Origin of the sequence: Chitinibacter sp. ZOR0017 (genome assembly GCF_000799095.1) — a bacterium.
In the GTDB taxonomy this organism is placed as follows: Bacteria; Pseudomonadota; Gammaproteobacteria; order Burkholderiales; family Chitinibacteraceae; genus Chitinibacter; species Chitinibacter tainanensis.
In genome coordinates this window covers 32851-57429 of the sequence record NZ_JTLG01000019.1, presented here as the reverse complement: position 1 = coordinate 57429, position 24579 = coordinate 32851, and the positions used below count along the sequence as shown (strand labels likewise).

The window sequence follows — 24579 nt, the reverse complement described above, 5'->3', positions numbered from 1 at the left end:
TCAGCAGAGAGGCCGAACTATACCCACCCATCGAAAACACGTCAACACCAATCCAACGAAAAAGCACCAACAAGTCGATAAGCGTTTGATTTGCAAAGACACGAACCACAAAGAAAATCGCGCCAAGCCAAGAGAAACAATCAGGCCCCACGCCCAGGAACATCGCAGCACCAGCGCAAACATCGCCAAAACCCAGCCCAGAAACACCACAGCCCGCTAACGCGGGCTGTGGTTTGGCTAGATTGCCCCTTGTTTATCTAGTTTTTGGGGGTCATCAGGGCGTTGAGACTGCTCATCAACTGCGCAGCGCGGCTGGCGTGCTCTTTTTTGATGTCGGCACTGGGCGCGTATTTCTCAGAGAGCCGGCCACTGAAATGCACATCGGCCATCGAGAGCTCATCCAGAAAGCGACTTGGGCGGGTGATTTGCCATTCGCCGGCACGCCGGCGCTTGCTGCAATAGGTAATGGTCAAGCTGCGCTGGGCGCGGGTGATGCCCACGTACATCAGCCGCCGCTCTTCCTCAACCATGCCGGTTTCGATGGAGTTTTGATGCGGCAGGATTTCCTCTTCGCAGCCGATTAAGAAAACATGCGGATATTCCAGCCCTTTGCTGGCGTGCAAAGTCGACAGACGCACCGCATCGACTTCTTCTTCATCGCGCCCTTCCAGCATCGTGATAATCGCAATGGTCTGCACGATCTCGATGAGGTTTTTGCCATCTTGCTCGCCCTTACGGCTAATCCAGCTGGCCAGCTCCTGCACGCTTTTCCATTTATTTTCGGCGGGCTTCGGCTCTTCACTATCGTATAACCAGGTTTCGTAGTCGATCGCCGCCAGCAGCTCTTGCAGCAATGGCCCGGCCGGCTCGCGTGGAGCGCGGGTTTGCAGACGATTGATGAAATTGCAGAAGGTCTGCAGCGCTTCGCATTGCGCCGGCTGGATCTGATGCACAAACCCCTCCTCGTATGCCGCTGCAAACAAGGAAATCTGCCGGCTGGCGGCATATGCCCCCAGCTTTTCTAAGGTCACATTGCCAATCCCACGCTTAGGCGTGGTTACCGCGCGGATAAACGCCGGATCATCGTCTTCGTTGGCCACCAAGCGCAGATAGGCCAATACATCTTTAATTTCGGCGCGATCAAAGAAGCTCTCACCCGCTGCCATCACATAAGGAATTTTCTCGGCGCGCAATTGCGCTTCGATAATGCGCGACTGGAAATTGCCGCGATACAGCACCGCGTAATCTTTAAAACTGGTGCGATTGAGCAGCATATGCTGGCGCAGCCGATCGGCCACGCATTTGGCTTCGTCTTCGTCGCTCTTGGTTTCCACCACCTTAATCAGGTCGCCCTCGCCCAGCTCCGACCAGAGTTTTTTCTCGAATAGCTTGGGATTGTTACCGATGACCGCGTTGGCGCAACGCAAAATGCGCGCCACCGAGCGATAGTTCTGCTCCAGCTTGATCACTTCCAGCTTGGGAAAATCAATCTTCAGCTGCTTGAGGTTTTCCACATTGGCGCCACGCCAGGCATAAATACTCTGATCATCATCGCCCACGGCGGTGAAGTAGCCGGTGATGTCGGTTAAGAGCTTCACCAGCTGATATTGGGTGGTATTGGTGTCTTGGTATTCGTCGATCAATAAATAGCGCAGCTTGTGCCGCCATTTTTTCAGCACTTCGTCGTTATCTTCAAAGAGATCAACCGGCAGACGAATCAGATCATCAAAATCCACGGCCTGATAAGCAAACAGCGTGTCTTGGTAGGCGCGATAAATCCGCGCCAGTTGCAGCTCGCCCTCGGAGCTGGCGGTGGCCATGGCCTTGTCAGGCGAGATGCGGTCATTTTTCAGCATCGAGATCTGTCCCGCCACTTGGCGGATAAGCGCTTTATCGGTGGTGACCAGCTGATCGGCGATGATTTTATTGGCGTCGGCCGAATCCAGAATCGAAAACTGGGTTTTATAGCCCAGATGCGGCGCTTCTTCACGCAGGATTTTCATCCCCAGGCTGTGAAAAGTGGAAACCGTCAGCCCGCGTAAGCGCTCGGGCGGCAATAAGGTGGCCACCCGCTCCTGCATTTCGCGCGCCGCTTTATTGGTAAAGGTAATCGCGGCGATATTGCGCGCATCCATACCGGCGGTGTCGATCAGGTAGGCGATTTTTTGCGTAATCACCCGGGTTTTGCCCGAGCCTGCCCCGGCCAGCACCAGGCATGGGCCAGACAGGTATTGCACCGCCGCGCGCTGCGGCGCATTCAGTAAATGCAGCATGAAGTAGGCCTAGAAATCCTGCCAGAAAGGGCAAAATGGTATCACGTCGATAAACTGCAACGCAGGTCGGCTGATGCTTGGCCATTTGTAAGAATTAGCGAACAATGGTTTATCCGCTCCGCAGGCCACCCAGAATGAGTAAGCCCGATCTGCAACCCGTCCGCGCCCAAGATCTACACGTGGGCCAGCCCTTGGCGTACACCATTTATGATGCGCAGGGGCAACTGCTACTGCGCGAGGGGCAGATTATCCGTAATGCGGCGCAGCTAGACGCCTTGCGCACACAGGGGCTGTTTCGTAATCCGCTGTGGCAGGGCACGGCGCAAGCCAGCATCAAGCGCAGCAGTATAGCCCCCAGCACCAATCAGGATGAGCCTGCCAGCCCAATACCCCCTACCCCCAAAAAAGCCGCCAAAGCGCGCCATCTGCCACAACTCAAAATCACCCCCGGTAGCACTTTGCATGTGCAATCGCTGGGCGATCCGCTCAAGCCCAAAGCCGCGGTAAAACTGATCGGCTGGCAGGATAAAGCCGGCGTGCTGATTAGCACACTGAGCAACGATGGGGCGATTTTGCCGTTTCGCGAAGGGGAAACGCTGCAGCTCAAAACCATCGCCGGCAAAGACGTGGTGAGCTTTAAGGGCACGGTCGAGAAAGTCTGCTTCAGCCCCTTCCCTTATCTGCATCTAAGCTGGCCGGATAAGCTGGATATCCATCAGCTGCGCAATAGCTTGCGGGTAAATAGTAATCTGATCGTGAGTGTAAACCGCGCGCAGCAGGCGGGCGTTGCCGCGCGGGTGATCAATCTATCCGCCACCGGCGCCATGCTGGAAGGCGCGCAATTACAGCTCGAAGCGGGCGAAGCCATCCAGATCGGCCTGCGCCTGCACGCCGCCGGCGAGGACCACACACTGAGCATCAGCGCCACCGTGCGCAATTGCCACATCGACCCGCCCGCCGTCACCATGCAATACGGGGTGGAATTTGCGCCGCTGGGCGTGGCCGAGCGGCTGGTGGTGGAGCATTTTATTTTTCACGCACTGCTAGAGCAATAAAACGGCTGGTATTGCCACGCGGTTGGCTCAGCCCCGCCCGCCAAAGCCATGCGTGTTCGGCTCGGCCCCATACCCACCAATGTATCGCTCGCTAGCGATTATCTAACATGCCGTAGCGAGCCATACCCCTAGCGCCCCGGCGGGGGCGTAAGCTGCTTGCTGCGATAGTCGCAAACATCATTCACCACGCAGCGCCAGCATTCGGGCTTGCGCGCCTTACATACATAGCGGCCATGCAAGATCAGCCAGTGATGGGCGTTGAGCATAAATTCAGCCGGAGTGACTTTCAGTAATTTATCTTCCACCGCCCGCACATCCTTACCTGGCGCGAGGCCGGTGCGATTGCCGAGGCGGAAAATATGTGTATCCACCGCAATCGTGGGCACGCCAAACGCGGTGTTCAGCACCACGTTCGCCGTTTTGCGCCCCACGCCGGGCAGCGCCTCGAGGCTGATCCGATCGCGCGGCACTTCCCCGCCATGCTGCTCAATCAGGATGCGACAGGTTTCGAGTAGATGCTTGGCCTTGCTGCGATACAGGCCAATGGTGGCGATATAGGCCTCAAGCCCGTCTTGGCCCAGCGCCAAAATCGCCGCTGGCGTGTTGGCCACCGGAAACAAGCGCGCGGTGGCTTTATTCACGCCCACATCGGTGGCCTGCGCCGACAGCAGCACCGCGGTCAATAGTTCAAACGGCGTGCTGTAATTCAGCTCGGTGGTGGGGTTGGGGTCCAGCTCGGCCAGCCGAGCATAAAAGGTATAGCGAGTCTGCTTATTCATAGTGGGCAGCCAGATTATCTGCGCCGCGCGGGCAAAGCGGCCAATATCGCATCAAGCCCGCCGGCAGGCAACCACGCTCAGCGTGGTTTGTATTGGCCCGGCGCGTAGGCGCGCGTGATGTCGGGGTGGCGCAAGGCGGCGTGTTTGGTCACGCGGCCCGCGGTGCGCGCACGCCACAGGCGAAAACTGCTGGCGTGCAATTCACGCCGCATCAGCCGCACCAGCTGAGTTTGATTGAGCCCGAATTGCTGCTCGATCGCTTCAAACGGGGTGCGATCTTCCCATGCCATTTCGATAATGCGCGATAAATCTTCTGCATTCCAGGCCATGCGGCGGCTCCAGCGGTTATCCATGCACGGCAGATGTGGCCAAACGGGCAAGAAACAAGCCCGCCCGACCAGAGTCGCGCCCGCCAAACCACACCGCAACTTCCGCTGCTGCCCGCTTAGCCCGCCGCCTGCTGCGCCAGCCCGCGTCGCCCCAAATAATCGCGCACAAACTGCCAGGCAATCCGCCCACTGCGGGCACCGCGCGTGTGTGCCCACAGCAAAGCTTCGCGCTGCACCTCGGCATCCCACGGCGCGGGTCCCAGTACCGCCAGCCAGTGCGCCACCGCGCGCAGATATTCATCCTGACTAAAACTACTGAACGACAGCCAGATGCCAAAGCGCTCGGACAAGGCGATTTTTTCTTCCACCGCCTCGGCAAAATGAATCTCGCCGCCTTCATAGCGGGTGGCCGCGTTTTCGCTGAAATACTCAGGCACCAGATGCCGGCGGTTGGACGTGGCGTAAATCAGCACATTGGCCGACGGACCAGCAATCGAGCCATCCAGCACCGCTTTCAGCCCCTGATAGCCGTGATCGCCCTCTTCAAACGACAAATCATCGCAAAAAATCAGAAAGCGCTCGGGCCGCGTGGCCACCAGCTCTACAATTTCGGGCAGATCATATAAATGGGTTTTCTCCACCTCGATCAGTTTCAGACCATCAGCGCGGCAGGCCTGCCACACGGCCTTCACCAAAGATGATTTACCGGTGCCGCGTGCGCCGGTAAGCAGCACATTATTGGCGGGCAAGCCGGCCACAAACTGGCGGGTATTGGTCAGCAGGCGCTGCTTTTGCGCCTCGACATTCTGTAAATCGGCCAGCGCCACCTCATGCGGCTGACGTACCGGCTGCAAATATCCGCCCGCCCCCGTCGCCCGCCAGCGCCACGCGGCCGCCTGCCAATCGGGTGTTGCGCGGCTAGCTTGGCCTTGCTGCCACTGCTGCAGCGCCGCCTCGCCCAAACTTAATAACCGCGCCAGTTGTGCGCTGAAATCCTGATCCATGCTTGCCCCCTACGCGCTTTGCCCTAGCGTTTTACCATCAGCGCATCTTCGCGCGCAGCCCGGCCGGGGTCAATGCCGGGCGCAACATCGCCACCACGGCCAGCGGCTAGCACTAGGCAAAAACCGCGTCAGGTTTTACCCTTAATGGTATCAAGCAACGAGAACGGAAAGACCACCATGCCACGTCGCGCGAACCCTCGGATTTTGGCCCTGGATGCCACGTTTACCGTACTGAGCCTCGGGGCGCTGAGCTATTACGGCTGGCTGGGCGAGTTTTATCCGGCTTGCCTGAGCCTGATCTTGCTCACCATCGCCGCCCGCCATTTGCTGAATGACTGGCAATCGCTACAAATCACGCCCATCCAGCTGAGCCTGCGCACCACGCGCCGCAGCTGGCAGATCGATACCATGATCTTGTGCCTGCTGATCACCGCGGCGATCAGTAGCTGGCTGCGCGGCGATTCACCGATGCTAGCCCTACTCACCCTCGCCGGCGCCGTCCTTACCGCCCGGCATTGGCTCAATGGCTACCATTCCCTCCACAAAGCCCGCCCAATCCTCACCGACACGCCATCGCGCTTTGGCGAGCTGGCAGCGGAGACGATTAGCGGGCAGTCGCGTTAATCATTACCAGAGCCATTTTCTTCGAAGCTTAGCCTGCTGCCGCAGGCGGTAAACCGGCGGTTTCGCCCGCCAGACGAGCAAGGGGCAGTCTTGCCTTGCCCCTTGCAACCCTAACGCGCCCGATCGCCGCGAAACCCCGTCCGTCCGGCCATTGGCAAGGCGCCGCAAAACTCGCTGCGCGCTAGCGTCGCGCAGCTTCCCACGGGGATTTCCTTCGGTCACAGACAAGTTGCGGCTTAAAACCTTGCCAACCGCCTCCCGAACGGCGCGGCTCAACGGGCTTTTCGTCCTAATTGGCTTTGAGGTAAAAGGGGTATTACCTCAAAGCCAAACAAAATCAACGGTTGTAGCCCAATACAACCAAGAGTATCTACAATCGGTGCACTGCGCGGATTCCCCTGTATCAAGCCGAGCGAGGAACAAGCGGCAAGGGGTTTCGGCGAGGACTGTTTGAGCGCGTAGCGCGAGTTCCGCAGCGAGGGCATCTCGCGCAGCGGGACTTGATACCGGGGTCGCCTTCTTTTGCTTCCTTTTCTTGGCGAAGCAAGAAAAGGAAGTGCCGCGGCGAATAGCCGCCAATGCCGGGGGATTAAAAAGTGCAGCCAAATAAAAACCGCAGGATTGGCGGTTTCAAGCTTGCTGCATTCGGCGTAATGCCTGTGGCGATTACGCCCTACGGGCTGTCACTTGCTCAGAAGACTCGGTGGAGACCAGAGCAGCCAAGTCGTACTAAGCTTCCGGAGTTGAGTATTTCGCGTGGTCGCTGAGCAGCAGATCGATAGCGGCTTGTGCAGAAAGTGTCGTCATCGTTTCCTCCTCAGAAATCGAACGTAGCAATTGATTCAGTCCGTCTCGAAAGGATGCCAGCATCTTTGTAGGCTGTTAGTGCATCCTTAAGGTCAGCAATGATTTCCTCACGATGGGCTTCCAGAATCATTTGGTCATTGGGATTCTTGAACCGTCGCACACCTTTCCAAGACCAATGCGTCCAACCTTTCCATCCATCCGCTGTTTTCTCACCTCCACCAGCTACCTTGAAGTCGATATGAAATAAAGCGCCTTTCCAAAAGAAGGAAACTTGCTGTTCCATTGGTTCTTGCCAATTCCCCTTCATCCAGCGGAAATAGACATTTTTCCCTCGATCTATTGTCCAATAACGAACGGCATCAGGCCCAAAGAGGAAATCTTTATTGACCTCAGCGAGGCCGTATTTTGCAAAGTCATCTACAGAGATTTTTTCATTAACAAAAGTCATTGTCATCACGAAATAGCCGAGTAACTTGGTCAAATACTGGCGCTGTTCAACTGCTATCAATAAAAAAGCGACCTTCCGGTCGCTTTTTTCAAACTGATTACATCTCTTCCAACACCGCAATCCCCAGCAAACTCAACCCAGTTTTCAAGGTCTTGGCGGTTAAGGCCGCCAGCGCCAGTCGGCTGTCTTTGGCGGCGCCTTCGGCCGAGAGGATTGGGCAGGCTTCGTAGAAGCGCGAGAACTGCTGGGCCAGATTGAATAGATAAGCACACAGCTGATGCGGCTGGCAGGTGCTGGCCACGGATTCGATCACTTCGTCGAACTGCGCCAATTGCAGCGCCAGCTGTTTTTCGGCGGGCTCAGTGATGACGATGGCGGCGTTGGTATTCACCGCGCCCACTTTGCGGAACACCGACTGCACGCGGGTGTAGGCGTATTGCAGATACGGGGCAGTGTTGCCTTCGAAGGCCAGCATCGTATCCCAGTTGAAGATGTAATCGCTGGTGCGGTTTTTGGATAGATCGGCGTATTTCACCGCGCCAATACCAACGGCTTTGGCGATACTGCGGCGGGTATCTTCCGCTAGATCAGGGTTTTTCTGGCTTACCAGCGTATACGCCCGCTCGATGGCTTCATCCAGCAGCTCGACCAGTTTGACCGTATCGCCCGAGCGGGTTTTGAATGGCTTGCCGTCTTCGCCCATCATCGTACCGAACGCGACGTGTTCGAGCGCCATATCGGCGGGGGCAAAACCGGCTTTGCGGCTCAGGGTAAAGAGTTGCTGGAAGTGCAGGCTTTGGCGCGCATCCACCACATACACCACGCGTTTCAGATCAAGGCTGCGGTGGCGATAGCGCACGGCGGCGAGGTCAGTGGTGGCATACAAAAAGCCGCCATCTTTTTTCTGGATGATCATGGCTTGCGGCTCGCCTTCCGGGTTTTTGAATTCCGGCAGGAACACCACTTGCGCGCCCTGATCTTCCACCAGCAGGCCGGCATTGCGCAGATCGCTGACTACCACAGGCAGATCGTCGTTGTAGGCTGATTCGCCGCGCACCGCGGCCAGATCCAGCCCTACGCCCAGCTTGTCGTACACAGCTTGGCAGTGCTGCATGGAGACTTCGACAAACTGTTTCCACAGCGCCAGCACTTCGGCGTCGCCGCCTTGCAGTTTCACCACGTATTGACGCGCGGTATCGGCAAACACGGCGTCTTCGTCAAAGCGCACTTTGGATTTGCGGTAGAAGTTTTCCAGATCGGCTAGCTCCAGCTCGGCATCGCCCGATTGACGGGTTTCGACGAGGTAAGCCACCAGCATGCCAAATTGCGTGCCCCAGTCGCCAACGTGGTTGCAGCGCTGCACATCATGGCCCACAAAGCCCAGCACGCGCGCGATGGCGTCGCCAATGATGGTGGAGCGCAGATGGCCCACATGCATTTCTTTGGCCAGATTGGGCGATGAATATTCCACCATCACTTTTTGTGACGCGGGCTTGGCGATGCCGAGGGCGTCGTCGCTTTGCGCGGCGCTCAGGCGCTGGGCCAGAAATTCAGGCGCGAGGTGAATATTGATAAAGCCGGGGCCAGCGATTTCGACTTTGTCGGCGATGCCGGCCAGATCCAGCGCGGCCACCACTTTGGCCGCCAGCTCGCGGGGATTGGTTTTCAGCGCTTTGGCGGCGCCCATCACCCCGTTGGCCTGGAAATCGCCAAATTCTGGTTTACCGGAAGGCTGGATTACGGCCGGCGCATCGGGGGCGCCAGCAGCGGCCAGCGCAGCTTGTACGCGCTGGTTCAGGAGTTGGGAAATCGTCATGAAGCGGCCTAAATTCGTAAGTGGGGCCCGCGCAGGGGGCGCTGTGGCGAACCAAATGCCAGCCAGCGAGCCAAAACCGCCATTGTACCTGCTTGTGCCGCCAGCTCAAAAACCGCAGGGGAAAATTACAACTTCAACCATGAATGTGAATTTGCCGTTCAGCTTCAAGCTGTGCGTCTGTCATAATCGAGCAGAATCAAAGCGATGGAGATGCGATGCACCACGATACACCGCTGTTAACGACTTTAGTCTTGGGCCTGGGCCTGGCTTATGTGTTTGGCATGTTAGCCCAGCGCTGCCGCATGCCGCCGCTGATCGGCTATTTGTGTGCCGGGATTATCGTCGGCCCTTTTACCCCCGGGCCGCTGGCCAATCAGGCGCTGGCCAATGAATTGGCCGAAGTGGGCGTGATTTTGCTGATGTTTGGCGTGGGCCTGCATTTTTCGCTGAAAGACCTGCTGAGCGTGAAGAAAATCGCCATCCCCGGCGCAGTGCTACAGATTGCCTGCGCCACCGCCTTGGGCATGGGCCTAGCGTGGGCAATGGGCTGGCCATGGGGCGAAGGCCTGGTATTCGGGCTGGCACTGTCGGTAGCGAGCACGGTGGTGCTATTAAAAGCACTGCAAAAATACGAGCTGGAGCAAACCCCGCAAGGGCGGATTGCAATTGGCTGGCTGATTGTAGAAGACCTGGCCATGGTGCTGATCTTGGTCTTGCTGCCGGCGCTGGCAGGCCTCTTGGGTGGCACCAGCAGTGGGCACGGCGATGTGGCGCTGGGGCAGCTAATCTTGATGACGCTACTGAAAGTCGCCGCCTTTGTGACCTTTATGCTGGTGGTGGGTCGCCGAGTGATCCCGTGGGTGCTGGAAAAAACCGTCTGGACCGGTAGCCGCGAGCTATTTCGCCTAGGCGTACTGGCGATTGCGCTGGGCGTTGCCTACGGCGCAGCGCATTTATTTGGCGTGTCGTTTGCGCTGGGGGCGTTCTTCGCCGGCATGGTGTTGGCCGAATCGGAATTTAGCCATCGAGCGGCCGAAGAGTCGCTGCCGCTGCGCGATGCGTTTGCGGTACTGTTTTTTGTCTCGGTAGGCATGCTGTTTAACCCGGCGATTATTCTGGAGCAACCGCTGGCGCTGCTGGGCACCGTGTTGGTGATTGTGGTGGGTAAATCGCTGGCGGCCTGGGGCATTGTGCGGCTATACGGCTATAACAATGCCGTGGCCAGCACCATTGCCGCGAGCCTGGCGCAGATTGGAGAATTCTCGTTTATTTTGGCCAGCATGGGCATGGCGCTGGGGCTGCTGAGCACCGATGCCAACGCGTTGATTATCGCTGGCGCGCTGCTGTCGATCTTGCTCAACCCACCGCTGTTTTCCATCCTGACCCGGCTCTTGCCAGAGAGCAAACCGGCGGAGGCCAGCTGAGCGAATCAGCAGGTGCATCATAAAAAAACACCCCGGCGCGCCGGGGTGTTTTGCTGTATGGCTAGGCTTGCGTGGCAATCAGAACGCGTGTGAGACAAACAATTTGCAATCCCACACCTCCAGCTGGCTCACGCCCAGACTCTGGTAGCTGGCGCTCACGTCAAGCTGCCAGCTTTGCCCCGCCACCGTGCGCACGCCAGCCCGTACCAAGCCTTGCCAATCGGGGTTGAGCGACTGATTAGGCTGCAGGTAGTTATAGAGCACACCGGCCTCAAGATACGGCACAAACACTTGCCCTTGCTGGGTTTGCCAGCGGGTATTGTATTCCGCACTGGCCTGCATTTGCCCGGATTCATGGCGCTGATCATCCACCACCACCTGCAAGGATTTACCCAGCAACACGCCGCTGAGTTGGTAGCTTTTCGCCGCTTCCTTGTTATAACTGACCCCGAATTTGGGGCGAATTACATTGCGCTCGTCGAGCGCGTATTCGCCTTGCAGATTGAGGCTGGCGCTGTATTTAGTTGCCGAGCTATCGCCCTGCAGGCTTAACAGTTGGTAATCATGGCGAACACGCCCAGCCAGCACATTGGCAAATAGTGACCAATGCGAGTTTAAGGCATAGGCGAGATACGGCCCCGCCAACACGCTATCGGCATCGCTACTGAGCGCGCCGCGAAAGGCCTCGGCATTTTGCTTGCTCAGTGTCAGCATAAAACCCAGCGACAGCTCGGGGTTGAGTAGGCGATCAGCCCCCAAGCTGAGCGTGCTGCCCTCGCCTTCTAAGGGGCTAAAGCCGCGGCGATTATCCGAATGCAGATATTGCAGATCAGCCCAGGCATTCCACTCGCTGGGGGCGAGCAAATCACGCCCCGGGGTGAGTGGCGCGGCTTTTAATGCCGCCACCAGCCCCGAGCACGCTTGCAACGAGGCATCATCAACCTGCCCTTGCTCGTCGATCACCGCACTGGGGCAATACTGCAGCAGCTGGCTACGGCTTAGTTCATAGCTATAGCCATTCATGGCGATCTGGATCGCTCCCGGCCGCGTCACCACCGGCAGATCGGGCAGCTGTGGCCGTGCCACAATCGGCAAATCTGGGATTTCGGGCCTTACCACCACCGGCAATTCAGGCACAGTCGGGCGTATCGCCACCGGCCGATCAGGAATTTGCGGCCGCACCGCTACGGGGCGCTCGGGTATTTGGGGGCGCACGACCTCTGGACGCTCAGGCTTGGCCGGTGGGCGCCACGTTGGCGGCAGCAAAGGATTGGTTTGGTTGCGAGATTGCAAAAAGCAATCATACGAGCCATCTGACTTCATTCGGTCGAGTTTATGCGTGCCATTGACGTCGTTTTTAACCACCGTTGATTCGGTGATATGCGTCGATGCCCCGCTGGTTTGCCAGCTATCAATCGAGGCCACGCCCGGCGCGCTCACCCGAAAAGAATCAGCTCGATTACTCTGGGTGAGCCAATAAGATCTACTACTGTCGGCGCTGCGCCCCAGATAATCAAATTGGGTCGTTTCAAACCGATCGGCGCAATCGGCGCCATACGCCAGCAGCGGAAACGCCATTGCTACGGCCAGCGGTAAATGGCGACATGCGAAAGAAACTGGATTCATAACATTCTCAAGCAAATTGAATACTCACGCCAAGCAGCTAGCTTGGCGTGAAGTCAGGTTTAGTGATCGTGCTTGTGTGACAGTAACGCGGTCAGGGTGGCGGTGGTTTGTGCCTGCAAATCGCGCGTGGCGGCTTGCGGCTTCATCGCCGGCAAGGTGGCCGGTTTTACTTTGCCTTTCGCGGCCGCGACGGGCTGCCAGCGGCCTTCCAGCATGGTGCCCAGCACCTGAATATCTTTTAGCTTGGCCGGCTCAACTGCATACGGGCTTTGTGCCAAGACGGTTAGATTGGCGTCTTTGCCCACTTCCAGCGAGCCAACTTTGCCTTCTTGCTGAATCGAATACGCAGCGTTGATCGTGATGGCTTTTAGTGCTTCATCCAGCGGTACTTTGTGCTGTGGGCCAGCCACTTGCCCTTCGTAAGTCATACGATTGACCGCCGCCCACACCAGTTGCAATGGCTTGGCTGGCGCCATCGGCATATCCGAGTGGAACGAGAGCGAGCCGCCGTTTTTCAGTACTTCGCCATGCGGGGCGATGTTTTGCGCCCATTGCTCGGTCATGCCCAGTTTGCCGTAGCGACCTGATAGTGCCGTAACGTAATACGGGTTCGAGCTGACAATGCCGCCCAATTCAATCCAGCGTTTGACTTGCTCGGGGCGCGCAAAGCCAAAATGCACCAGCACCGTGCGGTGATCTTGGCGCGGATTGCGCGCCATCGCGTCTTCCAGCGATTTGAGCACCACATCAAAGCCCGCGTCGCCATTATTGTGAACATGCAGCTGGTAGCCGGCATCCCAATAGGTTTGGAAGGCGCTATCCATCACCGGTGGGTCCATAATCCAGGCCCCGTGATGCCCGTCGGTATAAGGGGTAGTCATCTGCATCAGCTGGCTGAAAATCGCGCCATCCGAAAATAGCTTCACCTGTTTGGGCATATAGGCCGTGCGCCCTTTGCCCCAGCTTAAAAGCTTTTCACTTTCGGCAATGACTTTGCTCGGGTCATTGGGGTACTGCGCAACGATGCTTTTACCATCGACCATAAAATAGTGATTAAACGGCGTGGCATCATCGCTATACACCGCATTAATCGCATCTTGCACGGGTTTTGAAGCAAAACCGCCCGGCTCGGCAGCAGTGGTAATACCAAAGCGGTGGTAATACTGCTCGCTGTATTCCAGCCCTTTTTTAAACTGCGCTGGCGAAGCCATAAATGGGGCGATCTTCGGCAGCATTGCCAGCATGCCCTGTTCAAATAAATGGCCTTTGTCCCAATTGACCATCGCCTGGGCACTTTCCGGCAGTCGGGCCACATCGGCCTGGGTGATGCCAGTGAGTTTCAGCGCCGCATCATTCATGAAAATCTCATGGCAAGAGCGATGCCAGATAATCACCGGAAAATCCGGGGCGAGCTGATTGAGCAAGGCGCGTGACATTTCGCCATGCATGTAATGGTGATAGCCCCAGCTGACATAAGCTTCTTTCGGGCCATGCTTTTTGGCTTTGTATTCGGCCAGCGATTTTTTTAGCCTATCTTGATAACCCTTCGGGTCGCGCACGGCGGGCGAAAAGCCACCAATCGCATCCCAATCTTCAATCGAGATCACATTGGTATTCATGGTGAGCGCGGCCAGTACCGGGTGCACATGCTGCTCGACAAAACCGGGCATCACCACTTGGCCGGCAAAGGTTTTATCCACGCGTGCGCTCTCGCCGGCAATGCGCACCACTTCGGCCTGCGTGCCCACCGCCAGCAATTTGCCATCGCGCACCGCAATCGCTTCGGCGCGCGGCTGGGTTGGGTTCATGGTGATGAATTCTTTAGCCAGATAAACCGTGGTGGTCGCGCTTTGCTGGGCCAAGGTCCCGGCGGCCTCTTGTAATGAGGTGGTTTGCGCAAATACCGGGCTACCCAACATTACGCCAATCGATAAACTCAGTAGTGTGTGTTTCATCGTGCACGCTCCTTTTAAATACCCAGCACGGGTATATTGATGCAGGTTTTGTATATAAGTAACTTTAGAACAATACCCATTAATTGGATTGCAACTTAATCGGGTAAGGCTTGAGTTTCAGTTTGGCTATGCCCAATTGCTGGGCTTGTTGCAGGCTTAATTGCTGATTCACCAGCGCCGCTAACGCGGCCTCGGTCACTATCAATATCCGCTCGCCGCCACGGGGTGGCAGGCTATGGGTTTGCAGCTTGAGGCGGTGCGCCGACTCCAGCAGGCTACTGGCAGACAGATCATCCTGATCACTCAGGCGCGACGATAAATGGTTTTGCCTTCTTTAATGGTTTCAACGACTTTGATGTCTTTGATCGCCATTGGCTCAACTTTTAGCGGGTTTTGATCAAGGATCACCCAGTCAGCCAGCTTGCCTGTCTCCAGTGAACCTTTGTTGTCTTCCTCGCGGTACTGATAAGCCACATTGATGGTCATGGCTTTCAAGCCTTCCAGCGGAGTGACGCGCTGCTCAGCACCAAACACCTCGCCGCCACGCGAAACGCGGTTTACGGCCGACCACAGCATAAACATTTGATCCAATGGCGCTACGACAAAGTCGGTGTGGTTGGTCACGGTAATGCCGCGATCAATGGCATCGCGCATCGGGCTAATGTAGCTGGCTTGCTCCATGCCGCGATTGGCTTTGTGCGCTTCGCCAAAGTAGAAAGTATGCAAGGTGAACATCGACGGAATGATCTTGTATTGCGCGTATTTATCCAGCTGATCTTTACGCACAAACTGCGAGTGAATCACCGTGGTACGGCGATCTTTATCCAGACTACCCGCCGCGGCGAATTCATGCGCGGCGATAAATTGGTCGATCGCGGCATCGCCATTGGCGTGCAGATTCAGTGGCAAGCCCAGGTCATATACGCGTTTCACTACTTTATTGGTCAACTCCGCCGGAATAGTTGGCTCGCCCTTCCAATCTTGCTCACCGCCAGGGCCGCCATTGAGATAGGGCGTGGTAAAGAAGGCGGTACGGCCTTGCGGTGAGCCATCAATCGTCACCTTGATACCGCCGAGCTTGAAGCGATTGTGGTATTTGCCGAAGGTAGCCGGCGGGTTGGTTTTGAGCACTTTTTCCATATCGGTCATAAATGGAAACGCGATCACATCAATGATATTCGCGCCCAATTTGGCGGCCTTTTGCATCACCACAATATCGCCTTCATGCGAGGCGCCTTCGTGGGCGGTGGAGATGCCGGTTTGGGCAAACAGCATTTGGCCCGCGCGGGTGGCCGCGGCGATTTCTTTATCGGTTGTCGGTTTGGACAACTGGCCAAAGACCGAAATAAACGCCGTTTCCATAATCAGGCCGTAGGGCTCGTTGGTGCCTTCCTTGCGCACGATAATCCCGCCTTCCGGGGTCTTGGTGTCGGCATTGATTTTGAATTTTTTCAGCGCCAGGCTATTGAGCACCCCACCGTGCATCGATACATGGTGCACGATCACCGGGTTATTGGGCAGCGCCTCGTCCAGATCGTCGCGATTGAGCAAGCGCCCCTCGGGCATTGCGGTATCGTCATAGCCATAGGCCTGAATCAGCTCGCCTTTTTTGATTTTTTTCTCAGCGGCGAATTTTTTCAGCTCGGCCACGATGCTGGGCACATCTTTCGCGGGGCCGGCGGGTGGCGCGTAGAGATTCAGCTGGCTGGCCACGGTGAGTGAATTGATATAGTGGCTATGCGCATCCAAGAAAGCGGGCAATAAAGTCTGGCCATGCAGATTGATCATTTTGGTCTGTTTGCCCTTGAGCTTGCCCAGCTCGGCGCGGCTACCCACCGCCAGAATCGCCCCGCCTTTGACGGCCAGGGCTTCGGCGGTGGGCTGCTGATCATTGATGGTGACAATATCGCCGCCGTAGTAAATGGCGTCAGCCACTTTGGCGGGGGCGGCAGCGGCAAGCCCGCCACCAAAAGCCAAAGTCAGTGCAAGGGTAATCGAATGAAATTGAGTACGCACAGCAAGCCTCTCCGCAGTTGTTTTTTATTTATGCGACAACAATCTGGAAGTTTGCCGACAGTAATTAATAGCACACTGTTGCACACTAAAAAATGACAAACAATGCCCACTTCAGCATTGTGTGTATTCACCAACAAGCCAGCTGCGCTGACGGGCTGGCGAGGCGCGTACGGCATTGAGACCACAGCAAGCATCAATACAGGTATTGCCACACAGGCTTTGATTTAAATAGCGTTCAGACATATACCCAACACCAACCCATACCAACCCCCATTGAACGGACATAAAAAAACGGGCCCCGCAGGGCCCGTTGTGTTTGGCGTGGTGACGCTTATTTCACCAGTGCTTTCGCACGTGCCACCACGTTTTCTACCGTGAAGCCGAAGTGCTTGAACAGCAATGGCGCAGGTGCTGATTCGCCGAAGGTATCGATACCGATTACGTCACCTTCCAGACCTACGTATTTGCGCCAGAAGTCGCTGGTGGCCGCTTCAACCGCCAGGCGTGGCACGCCAGCTGGCAAGACTGAAGCTTTGTACGCTGCGTCTTGTTTGTCGAACACGTTAGTGCTTGGCATTGAAACCACGCGGGCTGCGATACCTTCAGCCGCCAGTGCGTCGAACGCTTTCACCGCCAGATCCAGCTCAGAACCGGTGGCCAGCAACACCACTTTGGCATTCGCCGCATCGCGCAGTACATAGCCACCGCGTTTGATGTTCGCGATTTGCTCTTCAGTGCGCGTTTGGAAAGCCAGGTTTTGACGGCTGAAGATCAATGAAGATGGCGTAGTGCGCTGTTCAATCGCATCGGCCCAAGCCACCACTGACTCAACGGTGTCGGCTGGACGCCAAGTGTTCATGTTAGGGATACAACGCAGGGTTTGCAGTTGCTCTACCGGCTGGTGAGTTGGGCCATCTTCGCCCAAGCCGATTGAATCGTGCGTGTAAACGAAGATATTGTTGGTTTTCATCAGCGCGGCCATACGTACTGCGTTCAGTGCGTATTCGCAGAACATCAGGAAGGTGCCGCCGAATGGACGGAAACCGCCGTGCAGTACCAAGCCATTCATGATGTGGCTCATACCGAATTCGCGCACACCGTAGCTGATGTGGTTGCCGCTGATTTGGCCGTTTTCTACTTTCAGGCTGCTCGAGCCTTTCCAGTTGGTCAGGTTAGAGCCGGTCAAGTCAGCCGAACCGCCGAGCATTTCTGGCAAGTTTGGCGCGAAGGCTTGAATCGCGTTTTGGCTGGCTTTACGCGTGGCGATGGTTTCGGCTTTCGCGTTGATCTCAGCAATGGCAGATTTCACCAGATCTTGCCAGTTCGCAGGCAAGTCGCCTTTCATACGGCGAGTGAATTCAGCGGCTTCGGCTGGGTATTGCGCGGCGTATTTCGCAAACAGCGCGTTCCATTCAGCTTCAGCAGCAGCACCAGCGGCTTTTTTGTCCCAACCAGCGTACACATCAGCCGGGATTTCGAATGGGGCGTGTGGCCAGCCAATCGCTTCGCGAGTCAGTGCGATTTCCGCGTCACCCAATGGCGCACCGTGGCAATCGTGGCTAGCGGCTTTGTTGGGCGAGCCTTTACCGATGATGGTTTTGCAGCAGATCAGGGTTGGTTTGTTGCTTTCCGCTTTGGCGGCAACGATAGCGGCGTTCAGTGCATCTACATCGTGGCCATCAACACCAGCAATCACATGCCAGCCGTAAGATTCGAAACGTTTTGGCGTATCGTCGGTGAACCAGCCTTCTACGTGGCCATCAATCGAAATACCGTTGTCGTCCCAGAACGCAATCAGCTTGCCCAAGCCCCAAGTGCCGGCCAGCGCGCACGCTTCGTGCGAAATACCTTCCATCAAGCAACCGTCGCCCAGGAACACATAAGTGTGGTGGTCAACGATATCGAGGCCCGGTTTGTTAAATTGCGCCGCCAGCAGTTTTTCTGCCAAAGCGAAACCCACGGCATTGGTGATACCTTGGCCGAGCGGGCCAGTCGTTGTTTCTACACCTGGGGTGTAGTGAACTTCGGGGTGACCCGGGGTTTTAGAATGGAATTGCCGGAAGTTTTTGATGTCTTCCATCGATACATCGTAACCAGTGAGGTGCAGCAATGCGTATTGCAGCATTGAGCCGTGGCCGTTCGATTGTACAAAGCGGTCGCGGTTCGCCCAAGCTGGGTTTTGCGGGTTAAAGCGCATATGGCCACCCCACAATGCCAGACCAATTTCAGCCATCCCCATCGGTGCGCCTGGGTGACCTGAATTGGCTTTTTGCACAGCGTCCATCGCCAGTGCGCGAATTGCATTTGCTAAATCAGTACGCGTAGCTGCCATCACGGTTTTCCTTAATCAATGAAAAACGAATTGCCGCCCGTGATCAGCCATGTTTAGCCGCCCAATCCAGGCCACAACCCAAGGTCAAAAAAGTCTCTGCATTATCGCTGCCCACACCAAATTGGCATAGTGGCCAGCCTAAAAAAATCCACGCGCCCATTAGAGCACGCAGCCATGCCAGTAATGTTGCGGAAAAACAAACCCGCCGCAAATGGGCGGCGGGTGCGGGGGTGAATGTCGCGCCGTTTATTCGAGCACGTAAGTGCCGGGTGCGGCGCAGAGCTTGGCGTGTTTGCGGCTCGACAGTTTAGGCTTCACCTGATTGCCCGACTGCGGGCGCAACCATTCCACCCAATTGGGCCACCAGCTACCGGCCACCTGCGTCTGAGCAGCTAGCCAGTCCTCAGCGCCGGCGCCTTTAGTTGGCGTGCCCTGCCAATAGCTGCGTTTACACTTGGGCCCCGGCGGGTTGATGATGCCGATGATGTGGCCTGAGGTCGATAAGGTAAATTGCACCGGCCCGGCCACGCGCTCGACCAGCGTGTAGGTTTGCTTCCACGGCGCAATATGGTCTTCTTCGGCGCTCACCATATAAATCGGCTGAGTGATCTGCCCCAGATCGATGGGCTGGCCCGCGAGGGTGAGGGCGTCGGGCTGGACCAGTTTATTGTGCCAGTACAGCTCGCGCAGATAAGTGTGGTGCATGCACTTGGGCATGCGCGTGGTATCCATATTCCAATACAGCACATCAAAAGCCATCGGCGTTTCACCGAGCAGATAATTGCTGGCCCAGTAATTCCAGATCAGGCTATTGCTACGCAGCAGGCGAAAACTCGCCGCCATGTCTTTGCCATCCAGATAGCCTTTGTTTTCCATAATCCGGTCGATGTAATCGAGGCCATCTTCATCGATAAAGACTTCGATATCCCCCGGGCGGGCAAAATCGGTCAGTGTGGTAAGCAAGGTGGCGCTTTGCACTGGCACTTTGCCCGGCTGCGCCCGATTGGCCCAGGCCAGATAAGTGGTGACCAAGGTACCACCAATGCAATACCCCAAGAGATTGACTTTATCACTACCGGAAATCTCGCAGGCCACATCAATAATCTGCGCCACGCCGTCGGTGAGGTAATCATCCAGCCCCACTTCGCTCATGCTGGCATCGGGGTTTTTCCAGCTGGTGACAAACACCGAAAAGCCTTGGTCAACCAGATACTGGATCATGCTCTTTTGCGGATTCAAATCCAGCACGTAGTATTTATTGATCCACGGCGACACCAGCACCAGCGGCACCTTATGCACGGTGGGGGTATTGGCTTCAAAGTGAAGTACTTCAAGGAGTTTACCGCGATACACCACGGCACCCGGAGTAGTAGCAAGGTTTTCGCCCACCTTAAAGGCGCTCAGATCCGTCATGGAAATATCGCCGCGCGCCATATCGGCCAGGAAATTCTGCCAGCCTTTCGCCAGGCTCTCGCCGCGGGTTTCCAGCGCAGTGGCCAGCGCATTGGGATTAGTGAGCAGGAAATTTGTCGGCGCCAAGGCATTGAGCCATTGGCGTAACCAGAAGGCGCTGATACTGCGTTGCTGCTCATTCAAACCCGGCGTAGCGTACAGGCAATTTTGCAGCCAGCGGGTATTGAGTAGATACAGCTCTTTGATGCTGTCCCAGTACGGTGAATCGCACCAGACCGGATCGGCAAAACGTGGGTCTTCGGGATGGGGCGGAATCACATCGGTATCGGGCTCGCCCCAGTAGCGGCGAGTAGCAAAGCCCAACAGGCGGATTAAATCCCGATTGTAAGTGCCGCATACCTCCAAGAGCTGCTGCGGATGGGCCAGCCAAGCCTGATGGGCTTGCTGCGTGGTGGCCCACAAACCGAAGGGATCAAATAGCTGCCGCATCTGATGCTGCAGGGTCTGATTGCGCTGCTGTTGTTCGGCAGCGAATTGCGTGACGACTTTCTCAGGCATGATGGCGGCTCCGCGCGGCGATATCTTTCAATCTACGCTGCAGCGCAGCAATTTTCAATGGCCTTTTTACCGGCTGACCATCCGCATCAGCCCGATCTCAATCGCTCCCCATCGCCAATCAGTCGCCGAGGCGCTGCAATGCCACCGTCCGCGCGCATTGCAGCCGCTCAACCGTGCCTACATCCAGCCATTGCCCCTGATGCAAGCTAGCACTCACTAGACCTTGCGCCATGGCCTCGCGCAGCAAGGGGCCAAGCTTGGCCGGTTGGCCGGCTGGCGTTTGCGCAAACAAGGCGGGGTGATACAACCCCACCCCGCTAAAGGTGTAGCGCGGGCTGCCATCAGCTACGGCCATCCCTGCCGCAAGAGCAAAATCACCGACGGGGTGATGCTCGGGATTCGGCACCAAAATCAGATGCGCCAAGCGCCCCGGCGCCAGGCTTTGCAGCGCCGGCTGGGCAAAATTAATATCGGTAAACACATCGCCGTTCACCACCAGAAATGGCGTTGCGCCATCCGGGCTTAATTGCGGCAAGGCCGTGGCAATGCCGCCGGCGGTTTCCAGCGCCTGAGTTTCCGCTGAATACGTCAGCTGCAGGCCATAGGCCGCGCCATCTTGTAACCGTGCCTCAATCTGCGCCCCTAGCCAGGCATGATTGATGACCACTTGCGCAAAGCCCGCCGCCCGTAGCGCCTGCAGGTGCCAGCCAATCAAGGGCTGCCCAGCCACATCCAGTAACGGCTTGGGGGTGGTATCGGTGAGCGGGCGCATCCGTTCGCCACGGCCTGCGGCCAAGATCATTGCTTTCATTCAAACATACCCATTGCAGTATCAGGCCGCAGCGCAATGATATTGCGAGCTACCGCCCCATACCCACATTAAAAGGTAAAACCGGACTCCACTGGCGTGCCATGCAGATTCAGCAGCAGGCGCCCCAGCGGCGTCAGTTCGCGATAGCGCAGACATACCTGGCGCACATATTCGAACACGCGCGGCTGATCGGCCAGATATTGCGGCTTGCCATCGCGCAGATTCAGGCGCGCAAACAGCCCCAAAATCTTGATATGCCGCTGCAAGCCGGCCATTTCAAAGGCGCGGTAGAAATCGGCAAAATCTTCCTGCACCGGCAGATGCGCTTCGCGGGCTTGTTCCCAATAGCGGATCGCCAGATCGAGTACAAAGGCTTCGTTCCAGGTGACATAAGCGTCGCGCAGCAGCGACACCAGATCGTAGGCCACCGGGCCTTTCACCGCATCCTGAAAATCGATCACCCGCAGCGCCTCACCCTGCACCATTAAGTTGCGGCAGTGGTAATCGCGATGCATAAACACCGTGGGCTGCAGCAGGATTTCGCGCTGCAACAGCTGGCAGCTATGCGCCCAGATTTTCTCTTCGGTGGCGGTGAGGGTATGGCCAAATTGCTGGCCGATATACCACTCTTTGCAGATATCCAGCTCGCGCTGAATAAACGCCGCATCAAACACCGGCAAGCCTTCATCAAGGGTATGTGCCTGCAATTGAATCAAATCCTGGATTGCACGCAGATACCACCCCTTAGCATTCTCTTCATTCAAGACTTGCGCTAGCGTGACATCGCCTAGGTCTTCCAGCAGCACCAAGCCCAGCTCAGGCGCATGGGCGTGCAGCTGCGGCACTGCCACGCCGGCACCGGCCAGCTGCGCCTGCCGCTGTACAAAGGGCTCGGCGCTAAATGCCGCCGGATCAAAATCCATCACGATCGCCGTGCGCTCGGGCCAGCTGGCCCGCCAGTATTGGCGCACACTGGCATCACTGGCGGCCAAGGTCAGCTCACAGGGCGCTTGCCCCATGACCTGACTGAGCCAGCTGGTAATTTGTTCTTGTCGGTTCATGCGAGGAAATCCAATCGAATCTGCTAGAATCGTCGCATTCTACCAGTTAGCTGAACAAGGCCACATGCCGTTGCGCCATTCACCGCCCTTTCACCTGTCGATTCTGAAACTCTCACTGGCCATTTTGCCCTGCTGGGCCTTCGCCGAGAGCGCCCCGCCCACTCCCGCCGAACCGCCGGTCTTTATCGAAGCCGATCAGGCCATGGTTCAGGAAGGCGAATACACCGAAGCCCGCGGCAATGTGGTGATGAACCGCGATGCGGTCGAGGTGGAATCCGACTGGGCGCGCTACCAGTTTGCGGCAGACAAATTGCTGGCGGGGGATCAGGTCAAACTGAAAAAAGATGGCGACACCATCTGCGGCAAGCAGCTGGACATCACCTTGGGCACGCGTGAAGGCGCGCTCAATGAGGCCACTTACGAATTGAACTACGGCCAAGCCCGCGGGCAGGCCGAAAAGGTGGATTTCGAGGGCAAAGATAAATACCGCGTGCACAAAGGCAATCTCACCACCTGCTCGGTGGAACAAAACGCCTGGTATGTGCATGCCCGCGAAATGCAGCTCGATTACACGCAAAACTACGGTCAGGCCTGGAATGGCTGGCTGGAATTTCAGGGGGTGCCGATTTTCTACTATCCGTGGATCGATTTCCCACTGGATGGCGGGCGCAAAACCGGCTTTTTAATGCCGAATTTTAATTACAGTAATCGCAACGGCTTTGAGCTGACCACGCCGTTTTACTGGAATATCGCGCCCAACTACGACGCCACGATTTTCCCGAGTTATTTCTCCAAGCGCGGCATGATGCTGGGCGGAGAGTTTCGCTATTTGCAGCCAGAATACCGCGGGATGCTCAAGCTGGAAGGCATTGATGACAGTCTCGCCAACGATCGCCGCTATAGCATGCTGTTTCAACACAGCCAGCAGCTGGCTGAGCGGTTGCAGCTGGATTTAAATTACCAGCGCGTGTCGGATGATAAGTATTTCAGTGATTTTGGTGATCGCTTGAGTGTGGCATCGCAAGTCAATCTGCCCCAAGAAGCCGTGCTGAGCTATTCGGGTAGCAACTGGTCGACCTATCTGCGGGCGCAACAATACCAAACGCTGCAAAGTACCACCTCACCCGTTGAAGAGCCCTATCGTCGTCTGCCGCAGTGGTACGCCAGCTATAACCCAAGCTTGGGGTATGGCACGCAAAGCAATGTCAGCGCCGAATTCACCCGCTTCGCCCACGACACCAAAGATCAAGGCCAACGCAGCTGGATTTATCCGACTGTGAGCCTGCCGCTGGCGAATCAATACAGTTTCCTCACCCCGAAACTTGGGGTGCATGCGACGTATTACAGTACCGAAACCGCCAACGGCCGCGATCTAGGTAGCGAGAGCCGCGTGCTCCCTATCGCCAGCCTGCACGGTGGTTTGTTCTTCGAGCGTGAGGGCAGCCTGTTTGGCAGCAATATCATCCAAACTTTAGAACCCCAGCTGTATTATTTGTATGTGCCGTACAAAGATCAGTCCAAGCTGCCTAACTATGACTCTGGCGCCACGGATCTTTCTTGGTCGGGCCTATTTGCCGAGAACAAATATTCGGGCAACGACCGCATTAACGATGCCAACGAAATCACCCTTGCGCTCAATAGCCGCATTTTTGATGACGAGAGCGGGGTTGAACGCTTTTCTGCCGGGATTGGTCAGCGCCTGTACCTGCATTCGCCGAAGGTGGGCCTCTCGGGCAATCTGACCGATGATCAGGTTAAAACCTCGGACATGCTGTTCTTGCTTGGCGGCAATTTACCCTACGATCTGCGCGTGGATTACAGCCTGCAGCACAATACGCGGGAAGACAAAACCGTGCGCTCCGATGTCAATCTGAACTGGCACCCGGGTGAATTCAAAACCTTGAACCTGCGCTACAGCGTGAACCGCCTAACGAATACCGAGCAACTGGACACCAGTGCGCAATGGCCGCTGGGCGGGGGCTGGTACGGCGTTGCCCGCTATAACTACTCACTGAAAGACAATCAGGCGCTAGAGGCGCTGGCCGGGGTTGAATATAATGCCGGATGCTGGGCGCTGCGGATCGCGGCGCAACGCTTTATCACCACCAATAGCGAATACAAAACCAATTATTTCCTTCTGCTCGAACTGGGTGGCTTGGCCGGCATCGGGATGAACCCGATCTCAGCTTTGCGCCAATCGATTCCTGGCTATGCGGATACATACGCATCGCCCAAATTGCGTTAAACA

The 24579-nt window shown here is 56.6% G+C and carries 17 protein-coding genes; 4 read left to right on the top strand and 13 right to left on the bottom strand.

Annotation, left to right across the window (positions count from 1 at the left end; translation table 11 throughout):
* Positions 1–257 precede the first annotated feature (257 nt).
* Positions 258–2273 (bottom strand): UvrD-helicase domain-containing protein, encoded by a 2016-nt coding sequence (locus L991_RS06980; RefSeq protein ID WP_047393639.1) that lies wholly within the window; start codon positions 2271–2273, stop codon positions 258–260.
* A gap of 134 nt (positions 2274–2407) precedes the next feature.
* Here L991_RS06980 and L991_RS06975 point away from each other — a divergent pair, with 134 nt between their 5' ends.
* A complete protein-coding gene (locus tag L991_RS06975) occupies positions 2408–3328 on the top strand; it encodes a flagellar brake protein (RefSeq protein WP_047393637.1) in 921 nt (306 codons plus the stop codon).
* 128 nt (positions 3329–3456) lie between these two features.
* On the opposite strand, the gene nth is transcribed toward L991_RS06975, so the two are convergent.
* The 3 genes from nth to L991_RS06960 all read right to left on the bottom strand — a co-directional run bounded on the left by nth (position 3457) and on the right by L991_RS06960 (position 5440).
* The gene (nth, locus tag L991_RS06970; protein ID WP_047393636.1) at positions 3457–4107 is read right to left on the bottom strand and encodes an endonuclease III; all 651 of its coding nucleotides are present in this window, start codon (positions 4105–4107) and stop codon (positions 3457–3459) included.
* A 77-nt stretch (positions 4108–4184) separates the two neighbouring features.
* Positions 4185–4436, bottom strand: coding sequence for a TIGR03643 family protein (locus L991_RS06965; protein WP_028449857.1), 252 nt, complete (start codon positions 4434–4436; stop codon positions 4185–4187).
* Between the two features lie 116 nt (positions 4437–4552).
* On the bottom strand, positions 4553–5440 hold the full coding sequence (locus L991_RS06960; RefSeq protein ID WP_047393634.1) for an ATP-binding protein: 888 nt from the start codon (positions 5438–5440) through the stop codon (positions 4553–4555).
* A gap of 177 nt (positions 5441–5617) precedes the next feature.
* Between L991_RS06960 and L991_RS06955 the strand changes: the two genes are divergently transcribed.
* The gene (locus L991_RS06955) at positions 5618–6064 is read left to right on the top strand and encodes a hypothetical protein (protein ID WP_047393633.1); all 447 of its coding nucleotides are present in this window, start codon (positions 5618–5620) and stop codon (positions 6062–6064) included.
* A gap of 817 nt (positions 6065–6881) precedes the next feature.
* Here L991_RS06955 and L991_RS06950 read toward each other — a convergent pair.
* Complete coding sequence (locus L991_RS06950) at positions 6882–7319, bottom strand: hypothetical protein (protein WP_156129016.1); 438 nt, start codon at positions 7317–7319, stop codon at positions 6882–6884.
* Positions 7320–7416: 97 nt separating this feature from the next.
* Positions 7417–9135 (bottom strand): arginine--tRNA ligase, encoded by a 1719-nt coding sequence (gene argS / locus L991_RS06945; protein ID WP_047393630.1) that lies wholly within the window; start codon positions 9133–9135, stop codon positions 7417–7419.
* 215 nt (positions 9136–9350) lie between these two features.
* Between argS and L991_RS06940 the strand changes: the two genes are divergently transcribed.
* Positions 9351–10559, top strand: a complete 1209-nt coding sequence (locus L991_RS06940) for a cation:proton antiporter (protein ID WP_052190700.1) — start codon at positions 9351–9353, stop codon at positions 10557–10559.
* Between the two features lie 78 nt (positions 10560–10637).
* Here L991_RS06940 and L991_RS06935 read toward each other — a convergent pair whose 3' ends face one another.
* From L991_RS06935 to L991_RS06905, 7 genes are all read right to left on the bottom strand, one after another.
* Positions 10638–12185 (bottom strand): autotransporter outer membrane beta-barrel domain-containing protein, encoded by a 1548-nt coding sequence (locus L991_RS06935; RefSeq protein ID WP_081986568.1) that lies wholly within the window; start codon positions 12183–12185, stop codon positions 10638–10640.
* A 59-nt stretch (positions 12186–12244) separates the two neighbouring features.
* A complete protein-coding gene (locus L991_RS06930; protein ID WP_052190699.1) occupies positions 12245–14140 on the bottom strand; it encodes an amidohydrolase in 1896 nt (631 codons plus the stop codon).
* A gap of 303 nt (positions 14141–14443) precedes the next feature.
* Positions 14444–16156 carry an amidohydrolase gene (locus L991_RS06925; RefSeq protein WP_197053835.1) on the bottom strand — a complete coding sequence of 571 codons (1713 nt, stop codon included), beginning with the start codon at positions 16154–16156 and terminating at the stop codon, positions 14444–14446.
* A 331-nt stretch (positions 16157–16487) separates the two neighbouring features.
* On the bottom strand, positions 16488–18488 hold the full coding sequence (tkt, locus tag L991_RS06920; RefSeq protein ID WP_047393628.1) for a transketolase: 2001 nt from the start codon (positions 18486–18488) through the stop codon (positions 16488–16490).
* Positions 18489–18734: 246 nt separating this feature from the next.
* Positions 18735–20459, bottom strand: coding sequence for an alpha/beta hydrolase (locus tag L991_RS06915; protein WP_197053834.1), 1725 nt, complete (start codon positions 20457–20459; stop codon positions 18735–18737).
* A 118-nt stretch (positions 20460–20577) separates the two neighbouring features.
* Positions 20578–21270, bottom strand: coding sequence for an N-acetylmuramate alpha-1-phosphate uridylyltransferase MurU (murU, locus tag L991_RS06910; protein ID WP_047393626.1), 693 nt, complete (start codon positions 21268–21270; stop codon positions 20578–20580).
* 68 nt (positions 21271–21338) lie between these two features.
* Entirely contained in the window at positions 21339–22331 is a 993-nt protein-coding gene (locus L991_RS06905) for an aminoglycoside phosphotransferase family protein (RefSeq protein ID WP_047393625.1), read from the bottom strand.
* 64 nt (positions 22332–22395) lie between these two features.
* Between L991_RS06905 and L991_RS06900 the strand changes: the two genes are divergently transcribed.
* The gene (locus L991_RS06900) at positions 22396–24576 is read left to right on the top strand and encodes an LPS-assembly protein LptD (protein WP_047393623.1); all 2181 of its coding nucleotides are present in this window, start codon (positions 22396–22398) and stop codon (positions 24574–24576) included.
* Positions 24577–24579 lie beyond the last annotated feature (3 nt).

Bases quoted from the DNA above. Each gene is read 5' to 3' on its own strand.
- L991_RS06950 (WP_156129016.1), bottom strand. From the start codon at position 7,319: ATGACTTTTGTTAATGAAAAAATCTCTGTAGATGACTTTGCAAAATAC.
- L991_RS06955 (WP_047393633.1), top strand. From the start codon at position 5,618: ATGCCACGTCGCGCGAACCCTCGGATTTTGGCCCTGGATGCCACGTTT.
- L991_RS06905 (WP_047393625.1), bottom strand. From the start codon at position 22,331: ATGAACCGACAAGAACAAATTACCAGCTGGCTCAGTCAGGTCATGGGG.
- L991_RS06965 (WP_028449857.1), bottom strand. From the start codon at position 4,436: ATGGCCTGGAATGCAGAAGATTTATCGCGCATTATCGAAATGGCATGG.
- L991_RS06980 (WP_047393639.1), bottom strand. From the start codon at position 2,273: ATGCTGCATTTACTGAATGCGCCGCAGCGCGCGGCGGTGCAATACCTG.
- argS (WP_047393630.1), bottom strand. From the start codon at position 9,135: ATGACGATTTCCCAACTCCTGAACCAGCGCGTACAAGCTGCGCTGGCC.
- L991_RS06900 (WP_047393623.1), top strand. From the start codon at position 22,396: ATGCCGTTGCGCCATTCACCGCCCTTTCACCTGTCGATTCTGAAACTC.
- L991_RS06975 (WP_047393637.1), top strand. From the start codon at position 2,408: ATGAGTAAGCCCGATCTGCAACCCGTCCGCGCCCAAGATCTACACGTG.
- L991_RS06915 (WP_197053834.1), bottom strand. From the start codon at position 20,459: ATGCCTGAGAAAGTCGTCACGCAATTCGCTGCCGAACAACAGCAGCGC.
- L991_RS06935 (WP_081986568.1), bottom strand. From the start codon at position 12,185: ATGAATCCAGTTTCTTTCGCATGTCGCCATTTACCGCTGGCCGTAGCA.
- L991_RS06930 (WP_052190699.1), bottom strand. From the start codon at position 14,140: ATGAAACACACACTACTGAGTTTATCGATTGGCGTAATGTTGGGTAGC.
- nth (WP_047393636.1), bottom strand. From the start codon at position 4,107: ATGAATAAGCAGACTCGCTATACCTTTTATGCTCGGCTGGCCGAGCTG.
- murU (WP_047393626.1), bottom strand. From the start codon at position 21,270: ATGAAAGCAATGATCTTGGCCGCAGGCCGTGGCGAACGGATGCGCCCG.
- tkt (WP_047393628.1), bottom strand. From the start codon at position 18,488: ATGGCAGCTACGCGTACTGATTTAGCAAATGCAATTCGCGCACTGGCG.
- L991_RS06940 (WP_052190700.1), top strand. From the start codon at position 9,351: ATGCACCACGATACACCGCTGTTAACGACTTTAGTCTTGGGCCTGGGC.
- L991_RS06960 (WP_047393634.1), bottom strand. From the start codon at position 5,440: ATGGATCAGGATTTCAGCGCACAACTGGCGCGGTTATTAAGTTTGGGC.